The sequence below is a fragment of the Mycobacterium mantenii genome (assembly GCF_001667865.1).
GTDB lineage: Bacteria > Actinomycetota > Actinomycetes > Mycobacteriales > Mycobacteriaceae > Mycobacterium > Mycobacterium mantenii_A.
This window is the reverse complement of sequence record NZ_LZJP01000028.1, coordinates 16,109-32,080: the sequence shown is the minus strand read 5'-3', so window position 1 is coordinate 32,080 and position 15,972 is coordinate 16,109. Positions and strand designations below refer to the sequence as shown.

Genomic DNA, 15,972 nt, shown 5'->3' with positions numbered 1-15,972 from the left:
GGAACCGGGCTGACCGCGTCGCGGTTCATGGCGTGTCCGTTCGGTGAACCGGGCACCCGGATGTATCGCACCGGCGACCTCGTCTGCTGGGGCCCCGACGGACAGTTGCGCTACCTCGGCCGCGCCGACGAACAGGTCAAGGTCCGCGGCTACCGCATCGAGTTGGGCGAAATCCGCACCGCGCTCGCCGATTTGGACGGCGTTGAACAAGCGGCGGTGCTGGTTCGTGAAGATCGTGTCGGCGAGAAGCGCCTCGTCGGCTATGTGACCGGAGCCGCTGACCCCGCCGACATTCGGGCCCGGTTGGGTCAGCGGCTCCCCACGTACATGGTGCCCTCGGCGGTGGTGGCGCTCGACGCGCTGCCATTGACGCTCAACGGCAAACTCGACGCCCGCGCCCTGCCCGCCCCCGATCACCGGGGCGGTGATGGTTACCGCGCTCCGGAAAACGCGATCGAGGAGATCCTGGCCGGCATCTACGCCCGGGTCCTGGGCGTCGACCGCGTCGGCGTCGACGACTCCTTCTTCGACCTCGGCGGCGACTCACTGTCGGCAATGCGGCTCATCACCGCGATCAATGCCGAACTGGACGCCGGCCTCACCGTCCGAACCCTGTTCGAGGCGCCCACCGTCGCCCGGCTGGTGCCCCGCATGGAGGCGGGTGCCGCGCACGCGGCCGGTTTGACGGCCGCCGAGCGGCCGGCGTTGGTGCCGCTGTCGTTCGCTCAATCTCGCTTGTGGTTCATCGATCAATTCCAGGGTCCGTCGCCCGTCTACAACATGGCGGTCGCCCTGCGGCTGAGCGGGCGCTTGGATACCGACGCGATGGGCGCCGCGCTGATCGACGTGGTGGCCCGCCATGAAAGCCTGCGGACCCTGTTCCTCGCGCCCGAAGGAACACCCCGCCAAGTGATTGTCCCGCCCGAGCGTAGCGAGGTGAGCTGGCAAGTCGTCGACGCCACCCGGTGGCCCGCGTCCTGGCTGGCGGAGGCCATCCAGGAGGCGGCGCGCTACACCTTCGATCTCGCAAATGAAATACCCCTGCGGTCATGGCTTTTCCACACCGGCGACGATGAGCATGTCTTGGTGGCGGTGGTGCACCACATCGCCGCGGACGGGTGGTCACTGACCCCGCTGGTGCGCGACCTGGGGGTGGCCTATGCCGGCAGGGCGTCCGGGCGGCCGCCGCAGTGGGCGCCGCTGCCGGTGCAATACGCCGACTACACCCTGTGGCAACGCGCCCAGTTCGGCGACCTCGAGGATCCGGACAGCCCCATCGCCAAGCAGCTCACCTATTGGGAACAGGCCCTGTCCGGGTTGCCCGAACACGTTGAGCTGCCGACGGATCGGCCGTACCCGCTGGTCGCCGACTACCGCGGAGCCAGCGTGGCCGTGCAGTGGCCGGCCGAACTTCAGCAACACGTAGCCCGCCTGGCCCGCGTGCACAACGCGACCAGTTTCATGGTCGTGCAGGCCGCCCTGGCGGTGCTGCTGTCCACCATGAGCGCGAGTTCCGATGTCGCGGTGGGGTTCCCGATCGCGGGCCGGCGCGACCCGGCCCTGGACGATGTGGTCGGATTCTTCGTCAACACCTTGGTCCTGCGGGTCGACCTGAGCGGCGACCCCCGCATCGCGGACCTGCTGGCCCAGGTGAGGCAACGGAGCCTCGCGGCCTACGAACACCAAGACGTGCCCTTCGAGGTGCTCGTCGAACGGCTCAACCCCACCCGCGACCTGGCCCACCACCCCCTGGTGCAGGTGATGTTGGCCTGGCAGAACAACGATCCCGTCGACCTGAGCTTGGGTGACGTACAGGTCACCCCACTGCCGCTGGAGACCCAGGTCGCCCGCATGGATCTGGTCTGGTCGCTGGCCGAACGCTGGGAAGAAGACGGCCGGCCCGCCGGCATCGCCGGGACCGTGGAATTCCGCACCGACGTCTACGACGCGGCCACCATCGAGACCATGGTCGCGCGATTGCAGCGGGTGCTGTCCGCCATGGCCGCCGACCCCGCGCGACCGCTTTCCACGGTCGACGCCCTCGGCGAGGCCGAACACACCCGCCTCGATGCGATCGGCAACCGGGCGGTGTTGACCCAGCCCGTAACCGGCCCCGCGTCGATCCCCGCATTGTTCGACTTCCAGGTGGGTCGCGAGCCGGGGGCGGTAGCGATCACCTGCGGGGGGCGGTCGTGGACCTACCACGAGGTGCAGACGGCGGCGAACCAGTTGGCGCACTTGCTCGTCGGCCACGGCGCGGCACCGGGTCGGCGGGTGGCGGTGGCGATCCCGCGGTCGGCCGAGGCGATCGTGGCGATCCTGGCGGTGCTCAAGACCGGCGCCGCGTACGTGCCGATTGACCCTTCGCTGCCGTCGGCCCGCATCGAGTTCATGCTCACCGACGCCGCACCGATCGCAACGATCAGCACGACCGGCCTGCGGGTGGGTCCGCACATCTCCGGTCGGGTCATCGAGGTCGACGACCCCGCCGTGCGCACCCAACCCACGACCGGGTTGCCGGCGCCCGCGGCGGACAACATCGCGTACCTCATCTACACCTCGGGGACCACGGGCACTCCCAAAGGGGTCGCGGTCACCCACCACAACGTCACCCAACTGCTGGAGTCGCTGGACGCGGAACTGGGCCTGGGCCGGGTCTGGAGCCACTGCCATTCCCTGGCTTTCGACTTCTCCGTCTGGGAACTCTTCGGTGCGCTGCTGCGCGGCGGTCGCGTCGTCGTCGTTCCCGAGGACGTAGTTCGATCACCGGAAGAACTGCACGCCTTGCTGATTGCCGAAAACGTCGACGTCTTGAGCCAGACTCCGTCGGCGGTGGCGGCGCTGCCGTCCGACGGGCTGGAATCGGCGGCGCTGATCGTCGGCGGCGAGCCGTGCCCGGTCGAGGTTATGGATCGTTGGGCGCCCGGGCGAGTGATGATCAACCAGTACGGCCCGACCGAGACCACGATGTATGCGGCGATGACCGCGCCGCTCACCGCGGATGCCGCGGTGGTGCCGATCGGTTCGCCGGTGCCCGGCGCCGCGCTGTTCGTGCTGGATCGATGGTTGCGTCCGGTGCCGCCCGGCGTGGTGGGGGAGTTGTACATCGCCGGCCGTGGGGTTGCCGCCGGCTATTGGGGCCGGGCCGGTCTGACGGCGTCACGGTTCGTCGCCTGCCCGTACGGCGGGGCCGGTGCGCGGATGTATCGCACCGGTGACCTGGTCCGGTGGGGCGCGGACCAGCAGCTGCAATACCTCGGGCGCGCGGACGAACAGGTCAAGATCCGCGGCCACCGCATCGAGCTCGGCGAAATACAGTCCGCGCTCATCGAATTGGGCGGTGTCGAGCAGGCGGCGGTGATCGTCCGCGAGGAGCAGCCCGGCGCGGTGCGACTGGTGGGCTATGTCACCGGGACGGCCGAGCCGTCCGAGGTACGGTCGCGCCTCGCCGAGCGGTTGCCGGCCTACATGGTGCCGGCCGCGGTCGTGGCGCTCGACGCGCTGCCCCTGACAGTCAACGGCAAACTCGATACCCGCGCCCTGCCCGCCCCGGATTTCGGCGCCAACGGGTACCGGGCCCCGGCCGACGCGATCGAGGAGATCCTGGCCGGCATCTACGCCCAAGTCCTCGGGCTCGAGCGGGTCGGGGTGGACGATTCGTTCTTCGATCTGGGCGGGGACAGCATCTTGTCCATGCAGGTAGTGGCCCGGGCCCGCGCCGCGGGCGTAATGTGCCGGCCGCGTGATGTTTTCGTCGAGCAGACGGTGGCCCGGCTGGCCCGGGTCGTCACGCTGACCAGCGCCGAAGACGAGGCGGCCGACGACGGTGTCGGGCCGGTGGTGGCCACCCCGATCATGCGGTGGCTGTACGACATGGACGGACCCATCGAGCAGTTCAACCAGACCATGGTGCTGGCGGCTCCGGCGGGAGTGGGCCAGGCCGACGTGCAGGCCGTGCTGCAGGCGCTGCTGGATCGGCATCCCATGCTGCGGCTCTGCGTCGACGACGACGGCGACGGCGGCTGGTCCTTGCACGTCCCCGAGGTGGGCGCGGTGGACGCCCGCGCCTGCCTGCGGACCGTCGACGTGCTCTCCGATGCGGCGCTGACGCGGGCCCGGTCCCAACTCAACCCCGGCGCCGGAGTGCAGCTGAGCGCGATCTGGGCAAGTGCGACAAATGAATTGGCATTGATCATTCATCACCTGGCCGTCGATGCCGTCTCGTGGCGGACCTTGATCGAGGACATCAACATCGCCTGGGCGCAGCATCGAAGCGGCCGGCCCATCGAGCTGCCTGCGGAGGGGACCTCGTTCGCCCGCTGGTCGTCGCTGCTGGCCGACCACGCCCAGAATCCGGCGGTGCTCGGCCAGACGGATACGTGGCGGCGGATCGCGCAGACTCCGCCGCTCCTGCCTGCGGTGCAGCCCGACGACACGTACGCGACGGCCGGGCAGTTGTCGGCGTCGCTGGACGTCGAGACCAGCCGGCTGTTGCTGGGGGAGGTACCCGCCGCGTTTCACGCCGGGGTGCAGGACATCCTGCTGATCGCCTTCGGGATGGCCTTCGCCGAATTCCTCGGGACGGCAGCACCGCTCGGCATCGACATCGAGGGTCACGGGCGCAGCGAGGAGTTGGGTCCGTACGTGAATTTCTCGCGCACGGTGGGCTGGTTCACCGCCAAGCACCCGGTGGCCCTGGCCGTCCCCGGGCTGGACTGGGGATGCGTGGTGACCGGTGCGGCCGCGCTGGGTGCGGTCATCAAGGACGCCAAGGAACAATTACGCGCCCTGCCGGACGGTGTGACCTACGGATTGCTGCGCTACCTGAATCCTCAAGTGGCCCTAGGTGGTTCGGATCCGGTCATCGGGTTCAACTATCTGGGCCGGATCGGTGGCGGCGTCGGCGAGTTGTCCGACGAATTGTGGCAGCTGAGCCCGAACAGCGCGTCGTTCGCCGCCGCCGCCGCGGCGCTGGAGCTGCCGCTGCCACACACGATCGAGCTCAACGCCACCACCATGGAGACCGAGGACGGGCCGCGGCTGCGGGCGAACTGGACGTGGGCGTCCTCGGTGCTGACCCACGACCAGGTAACGCAGTTGAGCCGGTTGTGGTTTGAGGCATTGGCCGGAATCTGCGCGCACGTACGCCGCGGTGGCGGCGGCCTGACCCCGTCCGACATCACCCCCGCCCGGCTGAGCCAGCCGCAGATCGACCAACTCGAACGGCGATACGACGTCGCCGATATCCTGCCGCTGACCCCGCTGCAGCAGGGGCTGCTGTTCCATGCGACGGCCACCCACGGCGACGCCGACGTGTACGCGGTGCAGCTCGACATCACGCTGCGCGGTGCCCTCGACCCGGACCGACTGCATCGAGCCCTGCATACCGTCATCACCCGCCACCCCAACCTGGCGGCCCGGTTCTGTTCCGACTTCGGCGAAGCGGTGCAGATCATCCCCGCCGCCCCCGACCTGGCCTGGCAGTACATCGAGATCCACGACGACGACGTCGAGCGGCAGGTCCAACTACTCTGTGCCGCCGAACGAGTCGCCGCGCGGAACCTCGGCGACGAACCACCGTTGCGGCCCGCGCTGCTCCGCACCGCGGACGACCAATACCGGTTCGTCCTCACCGTCCACCACATCGTGATGGACGGCTGGTCGCTCCCGGTCCTGCTGCAAGAAATCTTCGCCTGCTATTACGGGTCGCGACTGCCCGCCGTGCTGCCCTACCGCAGTTTTGTCAACTGGCTGGCCGATCGAGACGTGCCCGCCGCCCGCCTGGCGTGGCGCGACGCGCTCGATGGATTCGACGTCCCGACGATGGTGGGCCCGCCGGGCCGCAACGAGCTCGGGCCGCGCGGCGTGGCCGCACTGCGGCTGACCGCCGAAACCACTAGTGCGCTAAGCAAACTCGCGCGTGCCTGCCACACCACCGTCAACACCGTGCTGCAGGCCGCATGGGCGCAGCTGCTGATGTGGCAGACCGGTCAACGCGACGTCGCCTTCGGCACCGCCGTCTCGGGCCGGCCGGCCGATCTGCCCGGCGCGGAATCCATGGTGGGCCTGCTCATCAACACCGTGCCGGTGCGCGCCCGTGCCACCCCGGCAACCACCGTCGCCGAATTGCTGGACCAGCTGCAACGCGCCCACAACGACACCCTGGAGCACCAGCACCTGTCGCTCAACGAGATTCACCGGGTCACCGGGCACGACCAGTTGTTCGACAGCTTGCTGGTGTATGAGAACTATCCGATCGATGCCGCGACGTTGTCTTCCGCCCGTGACTTGACCGCCACCGGATTCACCAGTCACGAATACAACCATTACCCGCTGTCGCTGCAGGCCGTGCCGGGCGACGAGCTAAGCCTGCGTGTCGAATTCGATACCGAAGTGTTCGACCGGGCCGAAGTCGACGAGCTGACCGCGCGGTTGCACCGGCTCCTGGTGGTCATGGCCGCCGATCCGGCCCGGCCGCTGCTGTCACTGGACGCGCTCGACGCCCCCGAGCACGCGCAGCTTGCGCGCTGGGGAAATCGGGCGGCCTTGGCCGAGCCGGCTCCCGCACCCCCGTCGCTGCCGGCGCTGTTCGCCACCCAGGTGACCCGCACGCCCGACGCCGTCGCGGTGACCTTCGAGGGCAACTCGATGACCTATCGCGAACTCGACCAGGCGTCCAACCGCTTGGCCCACCTGTTGTTCGAGCATGGCACCGGTCCGGGACACTGTGTGGCGCTGCTGTTTTCCCGATCCACCAAGGCCATGGTGGCCATGCTGGCGGTCTTGAAGACCGGGGCGGCGTACCTGCCGATCGATCCGGCGCTGCCGGCGGCGCGGGTGGAGTTCATGCTCGAGGACGCCGCACCGGCCGTCGCACTGAGCACGACAGACCTGCGGACGCGACTCACCGGATTCGGCCTGCCGGTCATCGAGGTCGACGACACCGCCGCACACGGCTACCCCAGCACCGCGCTGCCGACGCCCGCCCCGGACAACATCGCCTACGTCATCTACACCTCGGGCACCACCGGCGTCCCCAAAGGCGTTGCCGTCACCCACCAGAACGTCACCCAACTTCTGGAATCCCTGCACGCGCCGCTGCCCGAAGCGGGCGTGTGGTCGCAGTGCCATTCATACGGCTTCGATGTCTCGATCCAGGAAATCTGGGGCGCCCTGGCCGGCGGCGGCCGCCTGGTCATCGTGCCCGAGCCGGTGACACGCTCACCGGACGAACTGCACGCCTTGCTGATCGCCGAAAAGGTCAGCGTGCTCAGCCAAACCCCGTCGGCGCTGGCCGCGCTGTCACCGCAGGATCTGGACACCGCGCTGATCATCGGCGGCGAGCCCTGCCCGGCCGCGCTGGCCGACCGGTGGGCCCCGCGGCGCGTGATGGTCAACGCCTACGGTCCGACCGAGACCACGGTGGACGCGGTCATCAGTGCGCCGCTGGCCCCGATCGGGGGAGCACCACCGATCGGGTCGCCGGTATCCGGTGCGGCCCTGTTCGTGCTGGACGCGTGGCTGCGGCCGGTGCCCGCCGGAGTGGCCGGCGAGCTTTACGTGGCCGGCCGCGGTGTTGCCGTCGGTTACGCGCGCCGGGCCGCCCTGACCGCGTCGCGGTTCGTGGCCTGCCCCTTCGGTGGGACCGGGGCGCGCATGTATCGCACTGGAGATCTGGTGCGCTGGGCCCCGGACGGCCAGCTGCACTACGTCCGTCGCGCCGATGAGCAGGTCAAGATCCGCGGCCACCGCATCGAGCTCGGCGAAATACAAAGCACGATAGCTAAATTGGACGGTGTGACGCAGGCGGTGGTGATCGCCCGCGAGGACCGTCCTCAAGACAAGCGACTCGTCGCCTATCTCACCGGCGTTGCCGACCCAGCCGGGGTCCGCGCCCGGCTGGCCGAGCGGCTGCCGGCCTACATGGTCCCGGCCGCCGTGGTGGCCATCGAGGCATTGCCGTTGACGCCCAACGGCAAACTCGACACCCGCGCCCTGCCCGCACCCGAATACACCGCCGGTGCGTACCGGGCCCCGGCCACCCCGACCGAGGAGATCCTGGCCGGTATTTACTCCCGGGTGCTGGGGCTGGACCAGGTCGGTGCCGACGATTCGTTCTTCGATCTGGGCGGCGACTCGCTGTCGGCGATGCGGGTGATCGCCACGATCAACGCGACCCTCGACGCCCACCTCGGGGTGCGGTTATTGTTCGAGGCACCCACCATTGGCGAGTTGGCGGCACGGGTCGGCGCGGGTGGGGCCCGGCGCGGCGTGGTGGCGCACGAGCGGCCGGCGGTGGTGCCGCTCTCGTTCGCCCAATCCCGGCTGTGGTTCATCGACCAGTTGCACGGCGCGTCACCGGTGTACAACATGGCGGCGGCGTTGCGGCTGAGCGGACGCCTGGATGCCACCGCCTTGGGGGCCGCACTGCGCGACGTCGTGGCGCGCCACGAAAGTCTGCGGACGGTGTTCGCCGCCGTCGATGGCATACCCCGGCAGGTCGTGCTGGCGCCCGAGCGGGCCGCCGTGACATGGCAGGCCATCGACGCCACCGGCTGGTCGCACGCCCGGCTGGAAGACGCCATCCGCGACACGGCGCGCCACACGTTCGACCTGGCCACCGAAATCCCGTTGCGTGCCCAGCTTTTCCGTCTCGACGACGAGGAGCACGTGCTGGTGGCCGTGGTGCACCACATCGCCGCCGACGGGGGTTCGCTGACTCCTCTGGTGCGCGATCTGGCGGTGGCCTATGCCAGTCGCTCGGCCGGGGACGCCCCGGAGTGGGCGCCGTTGCCGGTGCAGTATGTCGACTACACGCTGTGGCAGCGAGCGCAATTCGGCGATCTGGAAGACCCAGAGAGCCCGATCGCGGGGCAGCTGGCGTACTGGGAACGGGCGCTGGCCGGGCTGCCCGAGCGGCTGGAGTTGCCCACCGATCGGCCGTACCCGTTGGTGGCGGATTACCGCGGGGCCAGCGTGGCGGTGGATTGGCCCGCCGAGCTGCAGCAGCGCGTCCGCGCGCTGGCCGGCGCACACAACGCGACCACCTTCATGGTGGTGCAGGCCGCGCTGGCGGTGCTGCTGGCCAAGATCACCGCGAGTTCGGATGTGGCGGTGGGTTTCCCGATCGCCGGACGGCGCGATCCGGCCCTCGACGACGTGGTGGGCTTCTTCGTCAACACCCTGGTGCTGCGCGTCGACCTGGCCGGTGATCCCACCATCGCCGAGATGTTGACGCACGTGCGCGCGCGCAGCCTGGCCGCCTACGAACACCAGGATGTGCCCTTCGAGGCGCTCGTGGAACGGCTCAACCCCACCCGCAGCCTGGCGCATCATCCGCTGGTGCAGGTGATGCTGGCCTGGCAGAACAACGAGCCGACCGGCCTGAGCCTCGGCGATCTGCGGGTCACCGCGCTGCCGGTCGATACCCGCACCGCCCGAACGGACTTGGCCTGGTCGCTGGCCGAACGCTGGACCTCCGACGGCCTGCCCGCGGGGATTGGCGGGGCGGTGGAATTCCGTACCGACGTCTTCGACACCGCCACCATCCAGACGCTGATCGAGCGTCTGCGGTGGGTACTGGAGGCCATCACCGCCGACCCCACCCGCAGACTGTCGTCGATCGATGTGCTGGGCGCCGACGAACACGCGCGCCTCGATGCGATCGGCAACCGCGCGGTGTTGTCCCGCCCGCGCATCGACACGTCGTCGATTCCGGCGTTGTTCGCCGACCAAGTGGAGCGCAGCCCGCAGGCGGTGGCGCTGACGTTTGACCGCCGTTCGATGACCTATCGCGAGCTCGACGAGGCCGCGAACCGGTTGGCGCACCGGCTCATTGACGACGGTGTGGGGCCGGGGGACTGCGTGGCGCTGATGATGGACCGCTCGGCGCAGGCCGTGGTCGCGATCCTCGCGGTGCTCAAGTCCGGGGCGGCGTACCTGCCGATCGACCCGGCCATGCCGCAACATCGGGTCGGGTTCATGCTCGCCGACGCCGCTCCCACCGCCGCAATCACCACCGCGGCCCTGCGGTCACGGCTGGACGGGTTCGACGTCGCGATCATCGACATCGACGATCCCGCCGTGGGGAACCGGCCCGGCAGCGCCTTGCCGGCACCCGCTCCCGCGAACATCGCCTATGTCATCTACACCTCCGGGACGACCGGAACCCCGAAGGGCGTGGCGGTTACCCATTGCAACGTCGCCGAACTGCTGAGGGCACTGCACGGCCGGCTGGGCTCGGCGACCGGGGTGTGGAGCCAGTGCCATTCGCTGGCGTTCGACTTCTCGGTGTGGGAGATCTTCGGTGCGCTGCTGGGCGGCGGACGGCTGCTCGTCGTGCCCGATGAGGTGGTGCGCTCACCGGAAGACCTGCGCGCCTTGCTGATTGCCGAGGACGTGAGTGTGCTCAGCCAAACCCCGTCGGCGTTCTTCGCGCTGCACGGCGCCGAGTCGCCGCGGTCGGAACGGCGGCTCAACCCGCACACCGTGATATTCGGCGGCGAGGCGCTGGTTCCGCAACGCCTGGGCAAGTGGTTGCACAACCACCCGCGACGCCCCCGCTTGATCAACATGTACGGCATCACCGAGACGACGGTGCACGCCTCGTTCCGGGAGATCGTCGACGCCGACATCGACGGCCACGTCAGCCCCATCGGGAAACCGTTGGCGCATCTCGGTTTCTTCGTGCTGGACGCGTGGCTGCGCCCGGTGCCGGCCGGCGTGCTGGGCGAGCTGTATGTGGCCGGCGCCGGGGTGGCCGCCGGGTATCTCGCCCGGCCCGCTCCGACCGCGTCGCGGTTCGTGGCCTGCCCGTTCGGTGGGGCCGGGGCGCGCATGTATCGCACCGGGGATCTGGTGCGCTGGGGCCCGAATGGGCAGCTGCAGTATGTCGGTCGCGCCGACGAGCAGGTCAAGATCCGCGGCTATCGTATCGAGCTCGGCGAAATACAAAGCGCGCTGGTCGAATTGGACGGGGTGGAGCAGGCGGTGGTGATCGCCCGCGAGGACCGGACCGGCGAGAAGCGGCTCGTCGGCTATCTCACCGGGCCCGCCGATCCGGCCGAGGTCCGCGCCCGGCTGGCCGAGCGGTTACCGGCCTACATGGTCCCGGCCGCGGTGGTGGTCATCGAGGCGTTGCCGTTGACCGCCAACGGCAAACTCGACACCCGCGCCCTGCCCGCACCGGATTACCACGGCGCCGATCAGTACAGCGCCCCGGCCACCGACGTCGAGCGGGCCATGGCCGACATCTACGCCCACGTCCTGGACGTCGACCGCGTCGGCATCGACGACTCCTTCTTCGACCTCGGCGGAGATTCGCTGTCGGCCATGCGGCTGGTCGCGGAGATCAACTCCAGTCTCGATGTCCACCTTGGTGTTCGGGCCCTGTTCGAAGCGCCCACCATTCGCCGGTTGGCGGTGCGGCTGGGTGCCGACGGGGGAGGGCGCCTGCCGCTGGTGGCCGGCCCGCGCCCGGCGGTGGTGCCGTTGTCGTTCGCCCAGTCGCGGTTGTGGTTCATGGGCCAACTGCACGGGCCGTCACCGGTGCACAACATGGCCATCGCCTTGCAGTTGCACGGGCGTCTGGACGGCGAGGCGTTCGGCGCCGCGCTGGGCGACGTCGTGGCCCGCCACGAAAGCCTGCGCACCCTGTTCCCGTCGCACGACGGCATCCCTGCGCAGCTGGTGGTCGAAGCCGACGACGCCGACTTCGGTTGGCAGATCACCGATGCGCGCGGGTGGTCACCCACCCGTCTGCGAAAGGCCGTCGACACCGCGGTGGGCCACCGCTTCGACCTGGCCACCGAGCTTCCCCTGCGGGCACTGCTTTTCCGGCTCAACGACAACGAGTACCTGTTGGTGGCCGTGCTCCACCACATCGCCGCCGACGGCTGGTCGCTGACCCCGCTGGTGCGCGACCTGGGAGAGGCGTATGCCGGGCGCGTGGCCGGGCACGCGCCGGAGTGGGCGCCGCTGCCGGTGCAGTATGTCGACTACACGCTGTGGCAGCGTGCGCAATTCGGCGAATTGCAGGATCCGCACAGCCTGATCGCCGGGCAATTGCGGTATTGGGAACACACCCTGGCCGGAATGCCCGAGCGGCTGGAGTTGCCCACCGATCGGCCGTATCCGTTGGTGGCCGATTTCGGCGGGGCCAGCGTGGCGGTGGATTGGCCCGCGGAGTTGCAGCAGCGGGTGCGTGCGGTGGCCGGCGCCCACAACGCGACCAGCTTCATGGTGGTGCAGGCCGCGCTGGCGGTGCTGCTGGCCAAGATCACCGCGAGTTCGGATGTGGCGGTGGGCTTTCCGATCGCCGGACGGCGCGATCCGGCCCTGAATGACGTGGTGGGCTTCTTCGTCAACACCCTGGTGTTGCGGGTCGACCTGGCCGGTGATCCCACCATCGCCGAGATGTTGGCGCACGTGTGCGCGCGCAGCCTGGCCGCCTTCGAACATCAGGACGTGCCCTTCGAGGTGCTGGTGGAACGGCTCAACCCCACCCGCAGCCTGGCGCACCATCCGCTGGTGCAGGTCATGTTGGCCTGGCAGAACACCGATTCCGCCGACCTGAGCCTCGGTGACGTGCGCGTCACGCCGCTGCCGGTCGACACGCGCACCGCCCGGATGGATCTCGCGTGGTCGCTGGCCGAACGCTGGACATCCGACGGGCAGCCCGCCGGGATCGGCGGAGCGGTCGAGTTCCGCACCGACGTGTTCGACGCCGCGACGATCGAAATCCTGATCACCCGGCTGTATCGGGTGCTGTCGGCCATCACCGCCGATCCCGCCCAGCGGTTGTCGTCGATCGATGTGCTCGGCGCCGACGAGCATGCGCGTATCGATGCCATCGGCAACCGAGCGGCGCTGACGCGACCGTCGCGCAGGCCCGCGTCGATCCCGGAGGTGTTCGCCGGCCATGTCGCACGCGCACCGGAAACGGTGGCGATCAGTTACGCGGGGCAGTCGTGGACGTACCGCCAACTCGAGGAGGCCGCGAACCGGTTAGCGCACTTGCTCGTTGAGCACGGCGCGGGGCCGGGGCAGTGCGTGGCCCTGCTCGTGGAACGCTCGGCCCGCGCCGTGGCCGCGATCCTGGCGGTGCTCAAGACGGGTGCCGCGTATGTGCCGATCGACCCGGGCCTGCCCGCGGCCCGGATCGACTTCATGCTCGCCGATGCCGCGCCGGCAGCGGTGCTCACCACCGCCGAGTTGCGTTCTCGGATAGACGATTCCGGACCGATCGTCATCGATATCGACGACCCCTCAATTCAGGACCGGCCCACTGCGGCGCTGCCGGCACCCCGGCCGCACGACGTCGCCTACACGATCTACACCTCGGGCACCACCGGGGTTCCCAAGGGCGTGGCGGTCAGCCACCACAACGCCACCCAGCTGTTCGCCTCGCTGGGCGCTGCCGGCCTGCCGGCGGCGCCGGGGAAGGTGTGGAGCCAGTGCCACTCCCTGGCGTTCGACTTCTCGGTGTGGGAGATCTTCGGGGCGCTGCTGCACGGCGGACAGGTGCTGGTGGTGCCCGACGAGGTGGTGCGCTCGCCGAAAGAATTGCACGCCTTGCTCGTTGCGGAGAAGGTCGACATGCTGACCCAGACACCGTCCGAGGTGGGACTGCTCTCCACCGAGGGCCTGGGCTCGGCGGTGTTGGCCGTCGCGGGTGAAGCATGCCCCGTCGACGTGGTGGACCGCTGGGCGGCCGGCCGTGTGATGGTCAACGTCTACGGGCCCACCGAGATCACGATCGTCGCGGCCATCAGTGCGCCGCTCACCCCCGGGCCCGAGGCGCCGCCGATCGGTTCGCCGGTGTCCGGCGCCGCGCTGTTCGTGCTCGACGGATGCCTGCAACCGGTACCCGCGGGGGTGGTCGGGGAGTTGTACGTGGCAGGCTCCGGCGTGTCGACCGGCTACCTGGGCCGGCCCGGCCTGACCGCCGCGCGGTTCGTGGCGTGCCCGTTCGGCGGAGCGGGTGCGCGCATGTACCGCACCGGCGACCTGGCGTGGTGGGGCGCGGACGGGCAACTGCGTTATGTCGGTCGCGCCGACGAGCAGGTCAAGATCCGCGGGTATCGCATCGAACTCGGTGAGATCCAGGCCGCGCTGGCCGGGGTGGACGGGGTGGAGCAGGCGTTGGTGATCGCCCGCGAGGACCGGCCCGCCGCCTTGCGGCTGGTGGGGTACATCACCGGAACGGCCAACCCGGCCGAGCTTCGCACCCTGCTGGCCGAGCGGCTGCCCGCCTACATGGTGCCTTCCGCGGTGGTGGTGTTGCCGGCGCTGCCGTTGACACCCGGCGGCAAGCTCGACACCCGCGCGCTGCCGGCGCCCGACTACCAGGGCGCCGACGACTACCTCGCCCCGGCCACCGCGGTCGAGGAGATCCTGGCCTGGCTGTACGCCCAGGTGCTGGGCTTGGAGCGGGTGGGCGTCTCCGAGTCGTTCTTCGACTTGGGCGGCGACTCGCTGTCGGCGATGCGCCTGGTCGCGGCGATCTACAACGCCCTCGATATCCACCTGCCGGTGCGCGCCGTCTTCGAGGCGCCGTCGGTGCGCAGCCTCAGTCAGCAGCTGAATGGCGATTACGTTGCGGCAGAAGGCCTTCGGTCCGATTTTGCGTCCGTGCACGGCCGTGATGCGACCGAGGTGTACGCCAGCGATCTCACGCTGGACAAGTTCATCGACGCGACGACGTTGTCAACCGCACAGGGACTGCCGGGCCCGCGCGGCGACATACGCACGGTCCTGCTGACCGGGGCGACCGGATTCCTGGGCCGTTACCTGGTCCTGCAGTGGCTCGAACGGCTGGAACTGGCCGACGGCAAATTGATCTGTCTGGTGCGGGCCACCTCGGATGAGGATGCGCGGCGCCGGCTCGAAAAGACCTTCGACAGCGGCGATCCGGCGCTGCTGCGGTACTTCCACGAACTGGCCGAGGACCATCTCGAGGTCGTCGCCGGCGACAAGGGACGGCCCAACCTCGGTGTGGACGAGGAGACCTGGCAGCGGCTGGCCGACACCGTCGATCTGATCGTGGACTCGGCGGCCGTCGTCAACGGCGTGCTGCCCTACAGCGAGCTGTTCGCCCCCAATGTCGCGGGTACCGGAGAGCTGATCCGGTTGGCGCTCACCACCAAACTCAAGCCGTACACGTACGTGTCGACGGCCAACGTCGGTGACCAGATCGAGCCGTCGGCGTTCACCGAACATGCCGACGTCCGGACCGTGGGCGCGACCCGCACGGTCGACGGCAGCTACGGCAATGGCTACGGCAACAGCAAGTGGGCGGGCGAGGTGCTGCTGCGCGAGGCGAACGACCTGTGCGGCCTGCCGGTTTCGGTATTCCGTTGCGACATGATCCTGGCCGACACCACCTACCGCGGCCAGCTGAACCTGTCGGACACGTTCACCCGGATGGTGCACAGCGTGGTGGCCAGTGGCGTGGCGCCCCGCTCGTTCTATGAGCTGGACGCGCATGGCGACCGGCAACGCGCGCACTTCGACGCCCTGCCCGTCGAGTTCGTCGCCGAGGCGATCACCACGCTGGGCGCCCAGGTGTTGGACGGGTTCGAGACCTACCACGTGATGAACCCGCACGACGACGGCATCGGGCTCGACGAGTACGTCGACTGGCTGATCGAGGCGGGCTACCCGATCGAGCGCGTCGACGACTTCGGGGACTGGCTGCAACGGATAGAGACCGCCCTGCGCGCCCTGCCGGAGCGGCAGCGCCATCAGTCGGTGCTGCAGCTGCTGCAGTTGCGCAATGCCCAGCACGTGCCGCCGGCGGACCCGGCCCGCGGGTGCCTGGCGCCGACGGATCGCTTCCGCGCCGCGGTGCAGGACGCCAAAATCGGCCCCGACAACGACATCCCGCAGATCGACGCGTCGGTGATCGTCAAGTACGTCACCGACCTGCAGCTGCTCGGTCTGCTGTGAAATCGGTTCAGCGGTACTAGGATT

1 protein-coding gene is annotated in these 15,972 nt (G+C 69.5%); it reads left to right on the top strand.

Going from position 1 to position 15,972, the window contains the following annotated elements:
• Positions 1–15,948, top strand: a 15,948-nt coding sequence (locus A5688_RS04070; protein ID WP_068268057.1) for a non-ribosomal peptide synthetase, incomplete at its 5' end; no start/stop codon positions are given.
• Positions 15,949–15,972: the final 24 nt, after the last annotated feature.